At 41.1% G+C, this 19,366-nt stretch carries 16 protein-coding genes and 1 pseudogene; 12 read left to right on the forward strand and 5 right to left on the reverse strand.

Annotated elements, in window-relative coordinates; all coding sequences use genetic code 11:
* Window positions 1-95: 95 nt before the first annotated feature.
* Entirely contained in the window at window positions 96-956 is an 861-nt protein-coding gene (tehB, locus tag O3646_RS00500) for an SAM-dependent methyltransferase TehB (protein WP_070588787.1), read from the forward strand.
* 128 nt (window positions 957-1,084) lie between these two features.
* Here the strand turns inward: tehB and O3646_RS00505 are convergent, their stop codons facing one another.
* A complete protein-coding gene (locus O3646_RS00505) occupies window positions 1,085-1,627 on the reverse strand; it encodes a TetR/AcrR family transcriptional regulator (RefSeq protein WP_049483745.1) in 543 nt (180 codons plus the stop codon).
* Between the two features lie 493 nt (window positions 1,628-2,120).
* A complete protein-coding gene (locus O3646_RS00510) occupies window positions 2,121-3,467 on the reverse strand; it encodes an Nramp family divalent metal transporter (protein ID WP_003013089.1) in 1,347 nt (448 codons plus the stop codon).
* Window positions 3,468-3,637: 170 nt separating this feature from the next.
* Between O3646_RS00510 and O3646_RS00515 the strand changes: the two genes are divergently transcribed.
* From O3646_RS00515 to O3646_RS00530, 4 genes are all read left to right on the forward strand, one after another.
* A complete protein-coding gene (locus O3646_RS00515; RefSeq protein WP_070595245.1) occupies window positions 3,638-4,339 on the forward strand; it encodes an ABC transporter ATP-binding protein in 702 nt (233 codons plus the stop codon).
* Window positions 4,340-4,352: 13 nt separating this feature from the next.
* Window positions 4,353-7,076, forward strand: coding sequence for an FtsX-like permease family protein (locus O3646_RS00520; protein WP_371610359.1), 2,724 nt, complete (start codon window positions 4,353-4,355; stop codon window positions 7,074-7,076).
* A 165-nt stretch (window positions 7,077-7,241) separates the two neighbouring features.
* On the forward strand, window positions 7,242-8,084 hold the full coding sequence (locus O3646_RS00525; protein ID WP_129824040.1) for a metallophosphoesterase: 843 nt from the start codon (window positions 7,242-7,244) through the stop codon (window positions 8,082-8,084).
* A 112-nt stretch (window positions 8,085-8,196) separates the two neighbouring features.
* Window positions 8,197-8,646, forward strand: coding sequence for an Rrf2 family transcriptional regulator (locus O3646_RS00530; RefSeq protein ID WP_031576605.1), 450 nt, complete (start codon window positions 8,197-8,199; stop codon window positions 8,644-8,646).
* 240 nt (window positions 8,647-8,886) lie between these two features.
* Here O3646_RS00530 and O3646_RS00535 read toward each other — a convergent pair whose 3' ends face one another.
* Window positions 8,887-9,969, reverse strand: coding sequence for a Xaa-Pro peptidase family protein (locus tag O3646_RS00535; RefSeq protein ID WP_003005548.1), 1,083 nt, complete (start codon window positions 9,967-9,969; stop codon window positions 8,887-8,889).
* A gap of 160 nt (window positions 9,970-10,129) precedes the next feature.
* Between O3646_RS00535 and ccpA the strand changes: the two genes are divergently transcribed.
* Window positions 10,130-11,134 carry a catabolite control protein A gene (gene ccpA / locus O3646_RS00540; RefSeq protein ID WP_021153619.1) on the forward strand — a complete coding sequence of 335 codons (1,005 nt, stop codon included), beginning with the start codon at window positions 10,130-10,132 and terminating at the stop codon, window positions 11,132-11,134.
* 161 nt (window positions 11,135-11,295) lie between these two features.
* On the opposite strand, the gene O3646_RS00545 is transcribed toward ccpA, so the two are convergent.
* On the reverse strand, window positions 11,296-11,886 hold the full coding sequence (locus O3646_RS00545; RefSeq protein ID WP_024055141.1) for a TetR/AcrR family transcriptional regulator: 591 nt from the start codon (window positions 11,884-11,886) through the stop codon (window positions 11,296-11,298).
* A 156-nt stretch (window positions 11,887-12,042) separates the two neighbouring features.
* Between O3646_RS00545 and O3646_RS00550 the strand changes: the two genes are divergently transcribed.
* The 6 genes and pseudogenes from O3646_RS00550 (at window position 12,043) to thrS (ending at window position 17,803) form a co-directional block, all read left to right on the forward strand.
* Window positions 12,043-12,630: a class I SAM-dependent methyltransferase gene (locus tag O3646_RS00550; protein ID WP_049485661.1), complete on the forward strand. Its 588-nt coding sequence runs from the start codon at window positions 12,043-12,045 to the stop codon at window positions 12,628-12,630.
* A gap of 102 nt (window positions 12,631-12,732) precedes the next feature.
* A complete protein-coding gene (locus O3646_RS00555; protein WP_371610360.1) occupies window positions 12,733-13,731 on the forward strand; it encodes a glycosyltransferase family 4 protein in 999 nt (332 codons plus the stop codon).
* 1 nt (window position 13,732) lies between these two features.
* Window positions 13,733-15,055, forward strand: coding sequence for a glycosyltransferase family 4 protein (locus O3646_RS00560; RefSeq protein WP_371610361.1), 1,323 nt, complete (start codon window positions 13,733-13,735; stop codon window positions 15,053-15,055).
* A 112-nt stretch (window positions 15,056-15,167) separates the two neighbouring features.
* Window positions 15,168-15,295 (forward strand): annotated as a pseudogene (locus O3646_RS00565) (AAA family ATPase); the annotation flags it as partial.
* Window positions 15,296-15,376: 81 nt separating this feature from the next.
* Complete coding sequence (locus tag O3646_RS00570) at window positions 15,377-15,772, forward strand: hypothetical protein (RefSeq protein ID WP_371610362.1); 396 nt, start codon at window positions 15,377-15,379, stop codon at window positions 15,770-15,772.
* An 87-nt stretch (window positions 15,773-15,859) separates the two neighbouring features.
* Entirely contained in the window at window positions 15,860-17,803 is a 1,944-nt protein-coding gene (thrS, locus tag O3646_RS00575; RefSeq protein ID WP_371610363.1) for a threonine--tRNA ligase, read from the forward strand.
* A 211-nt stretch (window positions 17,804-18,014) separates the two neighbouring features.
* On the opposite strand, the gene O3646_RS00580 is transcribed toward thrS, so the two are convergent.
* Window positions 18,015-19,064: a DUF389 domain-containing protein gene (locus tag O3646_RS00580; protein WP_371610364.1), complete on the reverse strand. Its 1,050-nt coding sequence runs from the start codon at window positions 19,062-19,064 to the stop codon at window positions 18,015-18,017.
* Between the last annotated feature and the right edge of the window lie 302 nt (window positions 19,065-19,366).

Genomic DNA, 19,366 nt, shown 5'->3' on the forward strand with positions numbered 1-19,366 from the left:
TCTTTTTTCTTAGAGATGGGCTCTCCTTTTTCCAACTTGTAAAAAGGGGCTTTTTTCTGTATGATAAGGGTAGTGAAAGAAAAAGGAGAAGCAGCATGACACAAAAATTGATCGCTTACAAACGCATGCCTATCTGGACCAAGGATACCATGCCAGAAGCTCTTCAAAGAAAGCACAATACCAAGGTAGGAACCTGGGGAAAGATTACTGTTTTAAAAGGTCAGTTACGATTTATTGAATTGACCGAAGAGGGGGAAGAAATCGCGAGCCACCTCTTTGAAGCAGGAGCAGAGAACCCCATGGCCGAGCCCCAGGCCTGGCACCGTGTGGAAGCAGCGACGGACGATGTGGAGTGGTACTTGGAATTTTACTGTGAGCCAAAAGACTATTTCCCCAAAAAATACAACACCAATCCTGTCCATTCAGAAGTGCTAGAAGCAGTGGGAATTGTCCCAGCTGGAAAGGCACTGGATCTAGGATGCGGGCAAGGACGCAACGCCCTCTTTTTGGCCCAACATGGCTTTGACGTAACAGCTGTAGATCAAAATGAACTGGCTCTTGAAATCTTACAAAGTATTGTCGCTGAGGAAGATCTGGACATGCCAGTGGGCCTCTATGATATCAATGCTGCAGCTCTTACCCAAAACTATGACTTCATCGTATCAACTGTGGTCCTCATGTTTTTAGACGCTGATCGGATTCCAGCGATTATCCGCAATATGCAAGAGCATACCAATCCAGGGGGCTATAATCTCATTGTCTGTGCCATGGATACGGAAGATTATCCTTGCCAGATGCCCTTCTCGTTCACCTTCAAAGAAGGAGAATTGGCGGAGTATTACAAGGATTGGGAATTGGTCAAGTACAATGAAAATCCAGGCCATCTCCATCGGCGAGATGAGAATGGCCATCGGATTCAACTTCGATTTGCAACCATGTTGGCAAAGAAAAAATAAAGAAAAAGCAGGAGCCTAGCATCCTGCTTTTTTGCTTTCTACAAACAAGTTGAACAAGGTGATCTATATGTTGTTCATTTGCCAAAAAGAAAAACCTTCTCCATAAAGGTAGGAAAAGGTTGGGGAATTTAGTTCCAGCTAGCAAAGTCGCAGACGCTGAGAATGATCGTCCCGATTTCGATTGGCTCTTCCTTGGCACCGGATTCTAACCAGGTCACAATTACAGATTCAATCGTAGCGATGAAAATTTCTAGCCCATACTTGTATGGAACTTGAAAGTCTGAAATGATGTGTTCTTTCGCATGGGGAGTATCGTCTAGTGCATGGAGGGTAAAACTTCTTACCAATTTACGGAAGTCCGAGCAGCAGGATTGGGACAAGGCATAAATAAAATCATAATTCTCTTTAATAGCAGTCAAGACATTGAGAAAATTCACCTTGACAGGGCTTCCTTCAACGAAGAGGCTATCCAATTCTTGCATCATGTCCATTTTCATTTGCTCAAACATGTCGTATTTATCGACATAGTGCAAGTAGAAGGTCCCGCGGTTAATCCCAGCGGTTTCAGTTAATTGTCGAATAGTGATGCTTTCAAAAGGTTGTTGCAAGAGGAGTTTTGAGAGCGCATTTCGTAAGTCTGACTTGGTTGTTGTTTGTCTTTGGCGTACCATATGTTCCTTTCTGTAATTGTATAAATTTATTCTTATTTATTTGACGTTAAAATAATTTATATGTTAAATAATTTCACGACACTAACAAAGAGCATTATACTCCAAAAGAATAAATTAGACAACAATTCTCATTTTTGTACAGATAACGAAAAATGTACAAAAATTTTACAAGTTTATGAGTGACGGGCACTGGCAAGATTTTGTGAAAATCTCACAACAATTAGTGATTTAAAATAATTCCCTCCTAAAAAAATGGTCAGGAAATTTTTAGGAAAAGGAGGAGCAAGATGGAAAAGGGAGTGTAATAAACCAAAAGAGGCTGGGACAAAAGTCCTAGCCTCTAAATCATTTTTGGATTGTCGAGCAAGACGCAGTGGTTGAGTGGGCTCTACTACACTGATTTCATCAGCTTTTACAGCCCTACTCAACTGTGCGGATGTGGGACGACGAAATCGAATTCTAACGAATTACCGATTTCTGTCCCACTCTCTCTTTATTTGATAAAAGTTGTCACGATCAGATTGAAATTTAAGATAGTTAAGACAATCGCAACGAGATAACCTAAGAAAGTGTTCCATTTCGCATTGACATGTTCTCCCATGATTTCCTTGTTGGAGGTGAAATAAACCAGAGGGAAGATGGAGAATGGAAGAGCCGCTGATAGGAAGACTTGAGAATAAACCAGAAGGTCATCGAGGACATGTTCTTGGTCACCGAATAAAATTGCGACAATGATAACGGGAAGGAGGGCAATGATCCGAGTCATGAGACGCACCACCCATTGTGGTAGTCTAAATCGCAAGAAACCTTCCATAACGATTTGACCGGTTAGGGTCCCAGTAATGGTTGAATTTTGACCACTAGCTAACAAAGCGATGGCAAAGAGAGTGGACAAGAAAGGACTTGCGATGGCACCAGCAATATGGTTATCCTTGAGGGCATTGTACATGCTAGAGAAAGCACCAATCTTATCTCCGTGCCCGAAGAAGAGGGCCGCTCCAAGAATCAAGAGGAGGGAGTTGACGACAAAAGCCAAACTCAATTCAATATTTGAATCCCAGGTCATAAAGCGCACTGCCCGTTTGATATCTGCTGGATCCTTATAATCAACTTTTCGCGTTTGCGAAATGGAAGAGTGGAGGTAGAGGTTGTGGGGCATCACCGTTGCCCCGATGATTCCAAGTGCCAAGGTCAAGGCTTCATTTCCTTTTGGAAGCCCAATTCCCAGTACTTCTTTTTGAGGCAGGAATCCAGCAAAGATTCCCCCGATATCTGGTTTCGATAGGAAAACCAGATAACCAAAAATCGCAAGGATTGTGAGGATCAAGGTTGATACGATGGCCTCGATCTTTCGAAATCCTAGATGCATGAGCCCCAATAAGAGGAAGACATCAAAGATGGTGATCAGAATGGAAAAAAGCAAGGGCCAGCCAAAAAGAAGGTGGAGGGCAATCCCTGATCCGATGACTTCTGCTAAATCTGTCGCCATCAGGGCAAGCTCGATCACAATCCAAAGGGTATAGCGAAGCCATTTTGGCAAGTGATGGGCGGTTGTTTGGGCCAGGTCCTTACGATGGACAATTCCTAGTTTACCAGCCATTTGTTGCAACTGCATGGCGATTAAAGAGGAGAGAAGAACCACTGATAAGAGGAGGTAGCGGTATTGTGCCCCTCCGACCACACTGGTAATCCAGTTTCCCGGGTCCATATAGCCGACAGCTACCAGACTTCCTGGTCCTGAAAAGAGTAGAAGAGTCTTCCAAAAGGGGATGCCTTTTGGCACGTCAATAGACTGGTTGATTTCTTGAAGAGATTTCCTTTCAAACTGTTGTAAACTCATGATGAGCCTTCTTTCTAAGAATAAATCAAATTTCTCTCTAATTATAGCATAAAATTTATAATAGTTCATGATAATGAGGAAGAATCACTATTGGTGATGCCTCGATTTCTTTGTAATCTATACGAAAAGGACTATAATATAGATAGGAAATAGGAGGGAGGAGAGAAAAAATGGCCTACATCGAAATGCAGCACTGTTACAAGCGATACACTAGTGGAGAAACGGAGATTCTCGCTAATCAGGATGTTTCTTTTGAGATTGAAAAAGGCGAATTGGTCATTATTTTAGGGGCGTCAGGAGCTGGAAAATCAACAGTTCTCAATATCTTAGGAGGGATGGACACGAATGACGAAGGACAGGTCCTGATTGATGGGGTGGATATTTCTAAGCTCAATTCCCATCAACGAACGGATTATCGACGAGATGACGTTGGCTTTGTCTTTCAATTTTATAATTTAGTAGCCAATCTGACAGCCAAGGAAAATGTCGAATTGGCTTCAGAAATCGTCTCTGATGCCTTGGATCCGGAAGCCGTTTTAAGAGAAGTAGGACTTGGCAATCGTCTTGATAATTTTCCTGCCCAATTGTCAGGTGGAGAGCAACAACGGGTGGCGATTGCTCGGGCAGTGGCGAAAAACCCTAAAATTCTCCTTTGCGATGAGCCTACAGGAGCCTTAGACTACCAGACAGGTAAGCAAGTATTGGGGATTTTACAGGCCATGTCTCGTAAAAAGGGAGCGACGGTCATCATCGTAACCCATAATGCTGCTTTAGCCCCGATTGCAGACCGTGTGATTCGCATGCATGATGCCAAGGTCAAGTCGGTAGAAATCAATGAGCTTCCTCAAGATATTGCTACACTAGAGTATTAGAAGAGGTGCTAGCATGAAACGAAAAGTCTATTGGAAGGATCTGTTTGGTTCTTTTACACATTCAAAAGGACGTTTTCTCTCCATCTTAACCTTGATGTTGTTGGGAAGCTTGGCCTTGGTAGGCTTAAAGGTGACTACTCCAAATATGCATCGAACGGCTAACCAGTTTATTCAGCAACAAAAGATGCTAGATCTTGCTGTCATGGGGGACTTGGGATTAGACCAGGTAGACCAAGAGGAGCTTTTAGGACTCAAAGGGACGCGTGTCGAATTTGGTTCACTGCTGGATCTGACGTTGAAAGGAACAGGAAAGGCAATCCGACTTTTTTCTCCCCCAAAGAGTCTCTCTTCTTTTCGTGTGACCAAGGGGCGTCTGCCTCAAAAAGAAGGGGAATTGGCCCTAGCGAGTTTTTGGGAGGATCGTTATCGATTAGGGGATACCCTCACACTTGAAGAAAAGGCGGGAACTAGGTCTAGTTTAAAGCAAAAGCAATTCACCATTGTTGGCTTTGTTCAATCCTCTGAGATGTGGTCTCAAAAGAATTTAGGCACTGCCATGAGTGGCAGTGGAAATCTAGATGCCTATGCTCTGGTTTCAAAAGAAGTCTTTACGACTAAACTTCCCGCGATGGCGCGGATCCAGTTTGATGATTTGAAGTCTTTAGATTCTTTTTCGCAAGTCTACCAAAAAGGGCTCAAAGCTCATCAAGAAGAGTTAGAAAAACTTTTGAAAGATAATGGTAAGGCCCGCTATCAAAGGCTCAAGCAGGAGGCGGATGGGCAGATTCAAAAAGGCCAGAAAGAACTCAGTCGTGCTAAGGAAACACTCCAGTCAGCCAAGAGTCAGATTGATCAGGCTCAAAAGCAATTAGACTTGCAGGAGACGCAGCTCAGTAAACTAGCTCCATTTCTGCCAGCTAAAGAGCAAGTAGCCAGCCAAGAAAAGATCCATCAAGCCAAAGAACAACTGGATCAGAAAAAGAAGGACTGGACTGCAGGTGAAACGGAGCTCGCAAAAAAAGAGGAGGAGCTAAAAAAAGCCCAAAGGGAGCGAGATCAACTGGAAATTCCAACTTATCATGTCTATGACCGCAAGACCATGCCAGGTGGACAAGGTTACCTGATGTATAGCAATGCTAGTAGTAGTATTTCCGCTGTCGGAAATATTTTTCCGGTTGTTCTTTATCTAGTAGCCGCCATGGTGACCTTTACCACGATGACCCGCTTTGTCGATGAAGAGAGAACCAATGCAGGGATATTTAAGGCGCTGGGCTATCGTACCAGGGACATCATTCTCAAATTTGTCCTCTATGGATTCTTTGCAGGGACGATCGGTACCCTTCTAGGAACCTTGCTGGGCCATTATTTCCTATCGGGGATCATTTCCAACATTATCACGCAAGGGATGGTGATTGGAGAGAGCAGAGAGTATTTTTATGGGGATATGACTCTGATTGCGCTCGGACTGTCTTTCGTCGCGAGTGTGCTTCCAGCTTACTGGGTTTCGCGTAAGGAATTAAAAGAAGAAGCCAATCTTTTATTACTGCCCAAACCACCGGTATCTGGTTCGAAGATTTTCCTGGAGCGTCTCCATTTTATTTGGAAGCGTCTGAGTTTCACCCACAAGGTCACTGCTCGTAATCTCTTTCGTTACAAACAACGGATGCTGATGACCATATTTGGAGTGGCAGGTTCTGTTGCTCTTCTCTTCGCAGGGCTAGGGATTCAATCTTCTGTAGGAGGGGTTCCCAAACGCCAATTTCAAGAGATCCTATCATATGAGTTGATTGTAGCCCAAAAAACCAATGCATCAAGCCAAGAAAGCAAGGAACTAACCAATCGTCTGGGAAAATCAGATATCAAAGATTATCGACCGATCTATAGTAAGGTCATCGAAGCATCTTTAAAGGGTGGACGCGACAAGCAGACCATTACGATGATGGTAACGGATCGTACAGATTTTTCTCCCTTTGTCAGCTTGCGTTCTCTCAAACAAGGAGAGTCCTTGTCTCTCAAGAAAGGGGTCATCATCAGTAGTAAGCTAGCACAACTAGCCCAGGTTACAGTTGGCAATCGACTGACCTTAGATGGTCACACTTTTAAGGTGGCGGGAATCACTGAAAATTATGTCGGCCATTTTGTCTATATGGATCAGGCAAGTTACCAAAAAATCTACGGAAAGCGGACTTCAGCAAATAGCTATTTGGTGCAGTTGAAAAATCCTTCTACACGACAAGTGCAGGCTGTTAGTCGGGATATGATGGCACTTGTAGCTGTGAAGGCGGTTAGTCAGAATGCTTCGATGATTTCCCTCTTTAACTCAGTTGCCAAATCTTTGGACACCACTATGATGATTCTAGTAGTCGTATCGATCTTGCTAGCCATCGTGATCTTGTATAATTTAACCAATATCAATGTGGCAGAGCGGATCCGGGAATTATCGACCATTAAGGTCTTAGGATTCCATAATAAGGAAGTGACGCTCTATATTTACCGCGAAACCATCTTATTGTCTATCATAGGGATCCTTTTGGGATTAGTTGGTGGTTATTATCTTCATCAATTCCTCATTGCTATGATTGCACCAGATGCCATTCTCTTTTACCCTAAAGTGGGACTTGGCGTTTTCCTCTTCCCTGTCGGAGGAATGATCCTTCTCTTGATCCTGTTAGGAATTTATGTTGACCATTATCTTCGAAAAGTAGACATGCTCGAAGCCCTCAAATCAGTAGACTAAGATACAAAGCCGTTAAGCAACTCTTTGGAAAAAGATAAATCCAACGACGAAGCGTCCGCTTCTAGCCTGAGTTTTCATTTCTGGTAGCATGGAATGTTCATAAAACTTTCACCTTTGGGTGGAAGTTTTTCTTCTCTTTGTTATAATGGAGAGAAGGAGAAGATCATGACTAAAATTGCTTTACTTTCAGATATTCATGGAAATACGACAGCATTGGAAGCTGTCCTAGAGGATAGTCGAAAAGCCAAGGTGGATGAATATTGGCTCTTGGGAGATAGTTTGATGCCGGGGACAGGGAGACGGGCCCTCTTGGAGCTGTTAGAGGAGCTACCGATTACGGTCAAAGTCCTTGGAAACTGGGAAGATAGTCTTTGGCGGGCTATGAGGGGGATGTTGGATGAGACCAGACCCAGTCATCGCTACCTCATGCGCCAGTGTCAATATATTCTTGAAGAAATCACGCCCCAGGAAATTGAAGACATGCAGAAAATGCCCATGCAGGTCCATAGAGAAATCGCAGGTTTAAAGATCGGCATTACCCACCACTTACCTGATAAGAATTGGGGTCGCGAATTGATCCACATTGGTGAGCAGAAGGATTTTGATCGCTTGGTGACAAACCCGTCTTGTGATATTGCAGTCTACGGACACATTCACCAGCAGTTTTTCCGCTACGGGACAGGAGGAGAACTGATTATCAATCCTGGATCGATCGGTCAACCTTTCTTTTTGGAAAAGAATCTTCGCAAGGACCTTCGGGCCATGTATGCCATTCTCGAATTTGATCAAATGGGGCTAAAAGATGTCGATTTTAGACGGGTGGACTATGATGTCCAAAAAGAACTGCAACTGGCAAAAGACCTCCATCTTCCTTATTACCAAGTATATTATGAAAGTTTGGTCAATGGCATTCATCATACCCACAATCATGAGCTCCTTCATGAAATTGAGCAGAGAGAAGGTCATGATCGAGAAATCGATGCTTGGCTAGAGGACTTCTTCCAATAGTGTAACTGTTGACATTACAACTGAAAAGAGTATAATAGGAATAACGAAAGTCGTCCCTTGACGGTTGTTCAATAGACTCTACCTTCAAAAACGGGTAGAAAGGAGTGAAGTTATGCAAATTTCGAGTCGCTTTACCATTGGGACTCATGTCTTGATCATGATTGCTCTACAAGGAGAGAAAACAAAAGTAACCAGTGATTTTTTGGCAGGAAGTGTCGGCGTGAACCCTGTTATTATTCGAAAGACCTTGTCTCAGTTGAAGAAAGCTGGATTGATTCATGTAGCGCGTGGGACAGGCGGAGCTGAGCTCGCAAAAGCAGCCGATGAGATCAGCCTGCTGGATATCTATCAAGCAGTAGAATGCTTAGGTTCGACAGGTCAATTATTTGGTTTTCATGACAATCCGAATCCAGCCTGCCCAATTGGCCACAATATCCATAATGTTTTAGATGGAAAGCTTGAGGACATTCAGACTGCTATGGAAAAAGAAATGTCCCAAACCACTTTAAAAGACGTTGTAGAAGATACGCAGAAAAGAATGAAACTCGAATCGGTTTCATAAGAAAAAAGAGAGTGGGACAGAAATCGGTAATTCGTTAGAATTCGATTTCGTCGTCCCACCTCCGCACAGTTGAGTAGGGCTGTAAAAGCTGATGAAATCAGCGTAGTAGAGCCCACTCAACCACTGCGTCTTGCTCGACAATCCAAAGATAATTAAGAGGCTAGGACTTTTGTCCCAGCCTCATTTTTTATAGTTATTAACGAAACAAGATGTTTGTTATATATTGAAACGACTAAAGGATTAGTCAAAGTAAAGTAAGTCTTTGCTGGTTTCAGTGAAGAGTCCAAATCCGTCTTTTGTGACGTACCCACAATCTTCGATACGAACACCGACTTTACCTGGAATATAGATTCCTGGTTCGACTGAGAAGCACATGCCTTCTTCAAGCACCATGTCATTTCCTTCCATAATAGAAGGGAATTCATGCACGTCCATTCCGATACCGTGTCCGAGGCGGTGGTTGAAGTACTCACCATAGCCAGCTTTTTCAATGACGCTCCGTGCAGCACGGTCGACGTCGTGTGCTGTTACACCTGGTTTGATCATGTCAATGGCTGCTTGTTGAGCTTCTAACGTCAAGTGGTAGATTTCTTTTTTGAAATCATCCGGTTTCCCAACAGCAACAGTTCGAGTCATATCAGACGCATAACCATTCACCATACAGCCAAGGTCAAATAGCAAGAGAGCATCGTTTTCGACTTTGTTGCTTCCAGGAATTCCGTGTGGGTTAGCTGCATTATTTCCAGTCAAGACCATGGTTTCAAAGCTCATTTCATAACCCAAGCGTTTGATACCAAAGTCGATTTCTGCTACGATATCAGTTTCAGTTTTATCTAGTGAGATGGCGTCGAATCCCATATTGACAGCCTTATCTGCATATTGACCAGCCACCAACATTTTTTGGATCTCATCAGCAGATTTGATCAAGCGCATCCGGTTAATCCGTGGTGTCAAGTTGGTGAATTGAGCCTTTTCAAAGACAGTACGCAAGCCATTGTATTTGGTCAGGATCAAGTTATCATATTCAAGTGCAACGGTTTTAGCATCTGGTTTTGCGATAGCCCCTTTAATCTTTTCCCAAGGGTTTTCAGAATCCACATAGCCAACCACTTGGAAATCGACAACTGCAGTCGCCCGTTCCACTTCAAGTGCAGGAACGAAGAGAAGTGGTTCGTGGTCTGTGTAAACGAACAAGAAGAGTTGACGTTCGTGGGGATCACTGTAAAATCCAGTCAAGTAATTGATGGTGACAGGATCGGATACAACAGCGACATCTGTTTTTTCAGTTTCAAGAAAATCGACGATTTGATCTAATTTAGACATAATGCTACCTTCTTTCTATGGATCTATTTTGTCAAATTTTCCCCAAAAAAGCAAGAGTTTACAAAATTTTACCAAAATACTTGAAAGTGTTTACAATCCATGATAAAATAGGATTAATTAGAGAGTGAAAACGAAATTTTCAATAATGAAAGGAAATCTTATGAATACAGACGATACAGTAACGATTTATGATGTCGCCCGTGAAGCAGGGGTTTCAATGGCAACCGTTAGTCGTGTAGTGAATGGAAATAAGAACGTTAAAGAAAATACACGTAAAAAAGTATTAGAAGTGATCGAACGCTTGGATTACCGTCCAAATGCTGTTGCGCGTGGTCTTGCTAGCAAGAAAACCACAACAGTCGGTGTTGTGATTCCAAACATCACGAATAGCTATTTCTCTACATTGGCTAAGGGGATCGATGACATTGCTGAAATGTACAAGTACAATATTGTTCTTGCAAATAGTGATGAAGACGATGACAAAGAAGTTTCAGTGGTAAACAACCTCTTTTCAAAACAAGTGGATGGGATCATTTTCATGGGTTATCACTTGACTGAAAAGATTCGCTCAGAATTTTCACGCTCTCGTACGCCAGTTGTCCTTGCTGGGACAGTGGATGTTGAACACCAATTACCAAGTGTCAATATTGACTACAAGCAAGCAACTGTTGATGCTGTTACACAGTTGGCAAAACACAACAAGAAAATTGCTTTTGTAAGTGGCCCATTGGTGGATGATATCAATGGAAAAATTCGTTTGACAGGCTACAAAGAAGCTTTGAAAGCGAAAAAATTGAGCTATAGCGAAGGACTTGTGTTTGAATCCAAGTACCGTTACGATGAAGGTTATAACTTGGCAGAACGCATCATTGCATCCAAAGCAACAGCTGCCTTTGTAACAGGGGATGAATTGGCTGCAGGTCTCTTGAACGGCTTGTCTGATCACGGTATCAAAGTACCAGAAGATTTTGAAATCATTACTAGTGATGATTCACAAGTCACTCGTTACACACGTCCAAATCTATCAACGATTGGCCAACCCTTGTATGACCTTGGTGCGATCAGTATGCGCATGTTGACCAAGATCATGCACAAAGAAGAGTTGGAAGAACGCGAAGTACTATTGTCTCATACGATCAACCAACGTGGAACGACCAAAAAATAAGGATTAGTAGACTAGAGTCTCGACTTGGGAAGACGTGTCTACTAGTCTAAGAGGCTAGAACAGAACTGTTCTAGCCTCTTTTTATATGTGTCATAAATCATAAGTAATGATGAAGTGAAATTGAATGAGTGTTGGTTCAAATATTGATGTGTAAGTTACAATTAAATCGTTCTAGAGTTTGTTAAAATACCATACAACAAAATATGATGAATTTGTTTTGTTTCGTCTTCTATGTTTTTATTTGGAGATAGATGATTTCCTGTGCTATTGAGAGCACTCATGACGTTTAAAATAACCTCTGTTGACAAATCTTTAGCAATTATATTTTCATTTTTACCTAGCTCAATATATGCACGATATATTTCACGCTTTTTCTCATCTATCGCTTTTGTCATAAGTTTCGTAAAAGTAGGATCCTCTAACGTTTTTTCTTGAAAGTAGTTAGAAATCTGTTGGCTTATTTTTTTCTGACATAAAGCTAAGGCTTGATTTAATTTTGATTTATAATCTATATTACTGAGTAGAATGTTTTCAGCTTCTTGTATGATGTCTTTAAACAATTCATTAATACATAAAGCTACTAAATTATCTTTCTTATCAAAGTAATTGTAGATTGACACAGGAGAAACTTCTGCGACTTTTGCAATTGATTGTATACTTGTTTCTTTAAACCCTTTTTCTTTAAATAAAGAAAGAGCAGACTGAATAATAGCTTGCTTCTTTTTTTCTGTTGTTTTTTGATATTGATTCATTTGAACACTCCATTTGATATCAATTATAGCACAACTTTGAAATTTATCTCAGATTATTTCATTAATTCTTGACGATATCTGATATTTACAATACAATTAAGTTTGAAATATAATTAATGATATTTCAAACTTATAATAATTGAGGGAAGATATTTAATGTTAACTGAATTTCTTATTAAGCAGTCTCAAAAACCTAGTGGTCTTATTGGTAGAGTCATCACAAAAATATGGTCATTCTATTTTAAAAAACTTAGTCTTTGGGCGATTAAACAGACTACTATTTCAGATAATTATAGAATTTTAGAAATTGGTTACGGTGGCGGGAGTACTATCAAGAACCTTCTTGCTTTAAATAAAAATCTTGAGATTCATGGTATTGATATTTCTAAGGAATCATATAGAACTGCCCAACGTGTTCATTCAGATTCCATAAGAAAAGGTAGTGTCCAACTTAAGATTGGAAATGTGGAGAATATGCCTTATCAAAATAACTATTTTGATAGAATATTTGCTATTCAGACCCATATTTTTTGGAAGGATATAAAAAAGAGTTTTCAAGAAGTTTATAGAGTCCTGTCCAGCAATTCTACTTTGATAATTGCTTCTGAAAAAGAAAAAATACATTATCATATGACAGATTATCGTACAAGTCATGAATTTAGTCAGTTACTAACAAGTATTGGTTTTTCAAAAATTGAGGAAAAACAGAATCGCAATTGGATTTTGTATATCGTATATAAATAAAATAGAATTTTAAATTTCGAACAGAACTGTTCTAGCCTCTTTTTTATACTGCAAACAGGTAGAGACTTGCTGGGCACTCTTTATTTCGGTATAATAGAAGGTATGAAAGTTTTACTGTATTTAGAAGGAAAATCCGTATTACAAAAATCAGGAATTGGTCGAGCCTTGCAGCATCAAATGCATGCGCTTGATTTGGCTGGGATTCCGTATACGACAGATATTTTAGGGGACTATGATGTGGTGCATATCAATACCTATGGCCCACGGAGTTTCCTTTTGCTCCATGCAGCAAAGCGTCGTGGAAAGAAAGTCATCATGCATGGCCATTCAACCCGTGAGGATTTTGAAAATTCTTTTATCGGGTCTAACTTTTTTGCGCCCTTGTTTGGGAAGTATTTGGCTCACATGTACCAAAAGGCAGACTATGTGATCACGCCATCTGAGTATTCCAAACACCTGATTCAGTCTTATGGGGTGACTACACCGATTATCGCGGTCTCCAATGGGATTGATTTGGAAAAATACAAAAAGGATCCGAAAAAAGAAGAGGTCTTTCGCAAGCATTTTAAAATCCAAGAAGGTCAAAAGGTTGTCATCTGTGCGGGGCTGTATTTTAAACGCAAAGGGATTGAAGATTTCGTAGAAGTGGCCCGTCGCATGCCGGATGTGCGCTTTATTTGGCTTGGATCGATTAACAAATGGATCATTCCGCGTAAGATTCGTCGCATCGTGGAAAAGGATCATCCTAGTAATGTGGAATTCCCTGGCTATTTCAAGGGAGCGGTCTTCCAAGGAGCTATGACGGGTTCAGATGCTTTCTTCTTCCCATCTTATGAAGAAACAGAAGGAATCGTTGTTTTAGAAGCTTTGGCTAGTCATCAGCATACGGTCTTGCGGGACATTCCCGTATACAATGGCTGGATCGACGAGAACTCATCTGAATTGTGCCACAATGTGGATGAATTTGTGAATTCCTTGAACAAGGTCTTGAACGGACAAGTAGACAAGCGGGAGGCCGGCTATAAGGTTGCTGAGAGTCGTTCGATCGACTTAGTGGCTCATCAATTGGTCGAAGCCTATCAAACAGTTTTGGAGATGTAAGATGCGTGTAGGATTATTTACAGATACCTATTTCCCGCAAGTTTCGGGAGTGGCGACCAGCATTCGGACGCTCAAAACAGAATTAGAAAAATTGGGTCACACGGTCTTTATCTTTACGACAACGGATAAAGATGTCAACCGCTATGAAGATTGGCAAATTATTCGGATTCCAAGTGTGCCTTTCTTCGCCTTTAAGGACCGCCGCGTTGCTTATCGTGGTTTTTCAAAGGCACTTGCCATTGCTAAGCAATACCAGTTGGATATTATCCATACCCAGACTGAGTTTTCACTGGGCCTTTTGGGAGTGTGGATTGGACGTGAGTTGCGGATTCCAGTCATTCATACCTACCATACTCAGTATGAGGACTATGTCCGCTATATTGCAAGAGGTATGGTCATTCGCCCAAGTATGGTCAAATACATTGTGAGAAGTTATATGAATGATCTGGATGGCGTGATCTGTCCAAGCGAGATCGTCTATGACTTACTCCAAAAGTACAAGGTCAAGGCAGAAAAACGTATTATTCCGACAGGGATTGATTTGGCCAAGTTTGACCGACCGGAAATCACTCCGATAGAGACAGCTGCCCTTCGTGAAAAATATGAGGTCGCAGAAGATGAAACGCTTTTATTGAGCCTGTCGCGGGTATCTTATGAAAAGAATATTCAGGCAGTTATCGCGGCCCTTCCTGATGTCCTCAAGGTCAATCCAAAAGTTAAGTTGATCGTGGCTGGAGATGGTCCTTATTTGGATGATTTGAAAAAACAAGCGGCGAAACTGGGGATTTCAGATGCGGTTGTCTTTACAGGGATGATCCCACCAAATGAGACAGCTCTCTACTATAAAGCAGCTGACTTCTTTATTTCAGCTTCAACGAGTGAGACGCAAGGGTTGACCTATTTAGAGAGTATTGCGAGTGGTACCCCGATCATCGCTCATGGCAATCCTTATCTCGATCATGTGATTGATGACCCTATGTTTGGAAAGCTCTTTTATGAAGAGAGCAATCTGGCACAAGCGATTCTTGAAGCGATTGATGAGATGCCTCCAATCGATGAGACCAAGTGGGCAGAAAAGATTGATGATATTTCTGCAGCAACCTTTGGCCGTCGGGTCTACGAATTTTACTTGGATAAAATCATCTCTAAAGACTTTTCAAATGATTTGAATCCTGAGCAAAGTCGGGTTAAGCGGATGTCTAAGACCATTGTGAAAATCCCGACCAAGGTGATTGCTCTTCCGGTCAATGGATCTGTGAAGATGATGAAGGCTTCGGTCAAACAAGTGAAGAAAATCCGTAAAATCACGCATTTCTTTGATTGAAAATGAAACTTTTTCTTGCAAAATTTTTCAATCGTGCTATAATAACTGACAGAGACATATCAAATCTAGGAAATCTGATAGAGAGCGCGTGGGGCTGGAAATCGCGTAGAGGATAGGTTTGGGACTACTCGTGATTCTTTTATGCAAACATAAAACGGTGGCTACGTTAGAGCCAATCAGAGGTGTCCCTCTTTTTTGAGGAACATAAATGAAGGTGGAACCACGTTGCGACGTCCTTTCGAGGAGGTCGCTTTTTGTTTGGAGAACTATTATTACTGGCTTAGGAAAGAATATAAACAAAAATTGAATATGGAGGTTGATATGAAGAAAGTATTGCCCTGGGTGATTGCCTGTATCTACTTTATAGTCTATGTATGGCTAATGAAAACTCTTAGTCTATGGGGTTCAACGTACATTGTTTTCTTTGCATTTATGGCATTTATCCCTCTTATACCATTTCTTGCTCCTTTTCTCGGTATCTTAATGTTTTTTAAGAAAAAGGAACTCGTGATAGCAGGATATCTTTTAAGTCTTACTGCTGGTATTTATCTATTCAATGCACTAAGAAGCTATCCGATAAGGATATACATGGGTAGTAAAATAATGACTGATGAGCAATATATGTCTTTAATCCTTTCCTTGGTAAGTTATTTACTTATTTCAACTGTTTGTTTTATTTATAGGATGAAAATGTTAAAGCATCATTCAGTTAGATAAACAAATATAATTGTTCTTTATAACTAACCCTTTGCTATTTCTTCAAGCCTCAATTTTAAAATACGATAAATTTTTAAGGAGAAAACCATGATTAAGATTACTTTCCCTGATGGCGCTGTTCGTGAATTCGAATCTGGCGTTACTACTTTTGAAATTGCCCAATCTATCAGCAATTCTTTGGCTAAAAAAGCTCTTGCTGGTAAATTCAACGGCAAATTGATTGACACAACTCGTGCCATCACCGAAGATGGAAGCATTGAAATCGTGACACCTGATCACGAAGACGCTCTTCCAATCTTGCGTCACTCAGCAGCTCACTTGTTTGCCCAAGCAGCTCGTCGCCTCTTCCCAGATATCCACTTGGGTGTTGGTCCAGCGATTGAAGATGGTTTCTACTACGATACAGACAACCAAGCTGGTCAAATCTCTAACGAAGACCTTCCTCGTATCGAAGAAGAAATGAAGAAAATCGTGAAAGAAAACTTCCCATCTGTTCGTGAAGAAGTGACCAAAGACCAAGCGCGTGAAATCTTCAAAAATGATCCGTACAAATTAGAATTGATCGAAGAACATTCAGAAGACGAAGGTGGGTTGACCATCTACCGTCAAGGTGAATACGTTGACCTTTGCCGTGGACCACACGTCCCATCAACTGGTCGCATCCAAATCTTCCACCTTCTGAACGTTGCTGGTGCTTACTGGCGTGGGAATAGCGACAATGCGATGATGCAACGTATCTACGGTACAGCATGGTTTGACAAGAAAGACTTGAAGAACTACCTTCAAATGCGTGAAGAAGCTAAGGAACGTGACCACCGTAAACTTGGTAAAGAGCTTGACCTCTTCATGATTTCTCAAGAAGTTGGTCAAGGTCTTCCATTCTGGTTGCCAAATGGTGCGACCATCCGTCGTGAGTTGGAACGCTATATCGTTGATAAAGAAGTAGCAGCAGGCTACCAACACGTCTACACTCCACCAATTGCTTCTGTAGAACTTTATAAAACTTCAGGTCACTGGGATCACTACCGTGAAGACATGTTCCCACCAATGGATATGGGGGATGGAGAAGAGTTTGTTCTTCGTCCAATGAACTGTCCTCACCACATTGAAGTCTACAAACATCATGTGCACTCTTACCGTGAATTGCCTATCCGTATCGCTGAAATTGGTATGATGCACCGTTATGAAAAATCTGGTGCTCTGACTGGTTTGCAACGTGTGCGTGAAATGTCTCTGAATGATGGTCATACTTTTGTGGCTCCAGAACAAATCGAGGAAGAATTCAAGAAGATCCTTCAATTGATCATCGATGTGTATGAAGACTTTAACTTGACAGATTACCGTTTCCGCTTGTCTTACCGTGATCCTGAAGACAAACACAAATACTTTGATAACGATGAAATGTGGGAAAATGCTCAACGCATGTTGAAAGCAGCCGTTGATGATATGGGTGTTGAGTACTATGAAGCTGAAGGAGAAGCAGCCTTCTACGGACCAAAATTGGATATCCAAGTGAAAACAGCTCTTGGTAAAGAAGAAACTCTTTCTACGATCCAATTGGACTTCTTGCTTCCAGAACGCTTTGATCTTCATTACATTGGAGCAGACGGGGAAGAACACCGTCCAGTCATGATCCACCGTGGGGTAATCTCAACCATGGAACGCTTTACTGCGATCTTGATTGAAAACTACAAGGGAGCTTTTCCAACCTGGCTTGCCCCTCACCAAGTAACTCTCATCCCAGTATCGAACGAAAAACACGTGGACTACGCTTGGGAAGTAGCTAAGAAACTTCGTGACCGTGGTGTCCGTGCCGATGTAGACGAACGCAATGAGAAAATGCAGTTCAAGATTCGTGCTTCTCAAACTCAAAAAATTCCTTACCAATTAATCGTTGGTGACAAGGAAATGGAAGAGCAGGCTGTAAACGTTCGCCGTTATGGTCAAAAAGAAACAGAAGCCATGCCGGTAGATACATTTGTAGAATTGATTCTTGCAGATATTGCAAATAAATCTCGTGTTGAGAAATAAAACGATCACAGTCTGATAAATATTTTTTAGTAAGAAAAAGCAACAACTATTTCAGTTGTTGCTTTTTCTATTTTGTTTAACCTGAGCTAGTAGTGATCGGTCAAATCGCCACAAATAGTATCCTCATCAACAATCCTTTCTATCCATGAACTTTTGGATATAGGATATCCTCCCAAGATTTGCTCCCATGAGTTAGATAAGTTGACTATCCTCAATCCTTGTCTGCTTCATTTTCTTTTACGAGATCGTTTTGTGAATCTTTTTCAGAGAGTTTTTGATCGATATACTTGTCAATGTTTTCGTAAAATTCCTTGGTCGTCTCACTATCTAATTTTGTCGAATTATGGACTTGATTGACTTTCAATTGAACAGATTCAATACCGTAAGAGGCTTGTTTTTGGCGAATGGTTTCTAATTCTTCTTCTGAAATCGGATCTCCAACAACTGTCAAGACCAATTCATTGCTACTTGACTTGTAGACTTGATTAATGATCGTATGATTGGCAAACTCTTTTCCTACAAACTGTTTGATCCCTTCTTTTCGTGCTTGATCCATCGTCAGAGTGACTGCTGAATAGCTGGCTGGAAGAACCAATAATACAATCAAGGAGATCAACCCAATTCTCATTTTCATGTTTAGCTCTTTAAATGAACTTAAGGGAGATTGTCTCATCATAATTCTTGTTCCAACAATATTGATTAGCATGATAAAGACACAGTTGATCAAGAAAAGATAGAGAGCCCCAAATAAAAATCGTACATTTCCATTAGCTAAACCATAGCCTGCAGTGCAGATAGGTGGCATCAGAGCTGTTGCAATAGCTACTCCTGGCACGATATTGTTTGCTTCTTTTTTTCTTGAACCAATGACACCTGCTATCCCACCCGCAATAGCAATGAGAACATCCCAAATGGTTGGAGAGGTTCGTGCAATCAATTCGCTACTTGCATAAGATAAGGGAGAAATCCAGAAATATAGAGTCGAGACAAGCAAACTGACCAATACTTGAGTAAATAAAACCCCTAGAGATTGCTTGATTAAACGCGTATCAAAAATAGCTAAACCAAACCCCAGTCCAATAATCGGTGTCATAAGAGGGGAAATCAGCATGGCTCCAATAATGACAGCTGTTGAATTCATATTTAGACCTATAGAGGCAATAAAAATCGAACACATCAAAATCACTGTATCTCTTAATCGAACATGAAGGTCATCATATAGTTTCTCGCGGAATTCACGTGTTGAATAGTTTCCGGACATTGGTTACTCCTTTTATTTCATATAATCTTGTTTCTGCATGGATGATGGTAGAGAGACTTCTGTCCAAACTGACATGTTTTTAATTCTTACCTGTGATTCTTTTGAACATTATCTTTTAAATATCCATCAGTCCATCCTGCATATTATATCAAAAATTTTACATTCTTTCTCTGAAGAAATCAATTCATTTAAAAGATAGAGAAAGGAAGAAATTTTTGTCTCCTTATCTGAAGAAGAAAAACGATATCTCCTCTGAAAGTAGATACCGTTTTAATGTTTAAACAGTATGAGTTTGTAGCAGC

It is taken from the genome of Streptococcus sp. 27098_8_148, from assembly GCF_041432105.1.
GTDB classification, from domain to species: Bacteria; Bacillota; Bacilli; order Lactobacillales; family Streptococcaceae; genus Streptococcus; species Streptococcus parasanguinis_AE.

What these genes read in the sequence shown, in the direction of transcription:
- O3646_RS00520 (WP_371610359.1), top strand. Translation starts at nt 4,353, where the DNA reads ATGAAACGAAAAGTCTATTGGAAGGATCTGTTTGGTTCTTTTACACAT.
- ccpA (WP_021153619.1), top strand. Translation starts at nt 10,130, where the DNA reads ATGAATACAGACGATACAGTAACGATTTATGATGTCGCCCGTGAAGCA.
- O3646_RS00505 (WP_049483745.1), bottom strand. Translation starts at nt 1,627, where the DNA reads ATGGTACGCCAAAGACAAACAACAACCAAGTCAGACTTACGAAATGCG.
- O3646_RS00515 (WP_070595245.1), top strand. Translation starts at nt 3,638, where the DNA reads ATGGCCTACATCGAAATGCAGCACTGTTACAAGCGATACACTAGTGGA.
- thrS (WP_371610363.1), top strand. Translation starts at nt 15,860, where the DNA reads ATGATTAAGATTACTTTCCCTGATGGCGCTGTTCGTGAATTCGAATCT.
- O3646_RS00530 (WP_031576605.1), top strand. Translation starts at nt 8,197, where the DNA reads ATGCAAATTTCGAGTCGCTTTACCATTGGGACTCATGTCTTGATCATG.
- O3646_RS00535 (WP_003005548.1), bottom strand. Translation starts at nt 9,969, where the DNA reads ATGTCTAAATTAGATCAAATCGTCGATTTTCTTGAAACTGAAAAAACA.
- O3646_RS00545 (WP_024055141.1), bottom strand. Translation starts at nt 11,886, where the DNA reads ATGAATCAATATCAAAAAACAACAGAAAAAAAGAAGCAAGCTATTATT.
- O3646_RS00550 (WP_049485661.1), top strand. Translation starts at nt 12,043, where the DNA reads ATGTTAACTGAATTTCTTATTAAGCAGTCTCAAAAACCTAGTGGTCTT.
- O3646_RS00555 (WP_371610360.1), top strand. Translation starts at nt 12,733, where the DNA reads ATGAAAGTTTTACTGTATTTAGAAGGAAAATCCGTATTACAAAAATCA.
- O3646_RS00560 (WP_371610361.1), top strand. Translation starts at nt 13,733, where the DNA reads ATGCGTGTAGGATTATTTACAGATACCTATTTCCCGCAAGTTTCGGGA.
- tehB (WP_070588787.1), top strand. Translation starts at nt 96, where the DNA reads ATGACACAAAAATTGATCGCTTACAAACGCATGCCTATCTGGACCAAG.
- O3646_RS00525 (WP_129824040.1), top strand. Translation starts at nt 7,242, where the DNA reads ATGACTAAAATTGCTTTACTTTCAGATATTCATGGAAATACGACAGCA.
- O3646_RS00510 (WP_003013089.1), bottom strand. Translation starts at nt 3,467, where the DNA reads ATGAGTTTACAACAGTTTGAAAGGAAATCTCTTCAAGAAATCAACCAG.
- O3646_RS00570 (WP_371610362.1), top strand. Translation starts at nt 15,377, where the DNA reads ATGAAGAAAGTATTGCCCTGGGTGATTGCCTGTATCTACTTTATAGTC.
- O3646_RS00580 (WP_371610364.1), bottom strand. Translation starts at nt 19,064, where the DNA reads ATGTCCGGAAACTATTCAACACGTGAATTCCGCGAGAAACTATATGAT.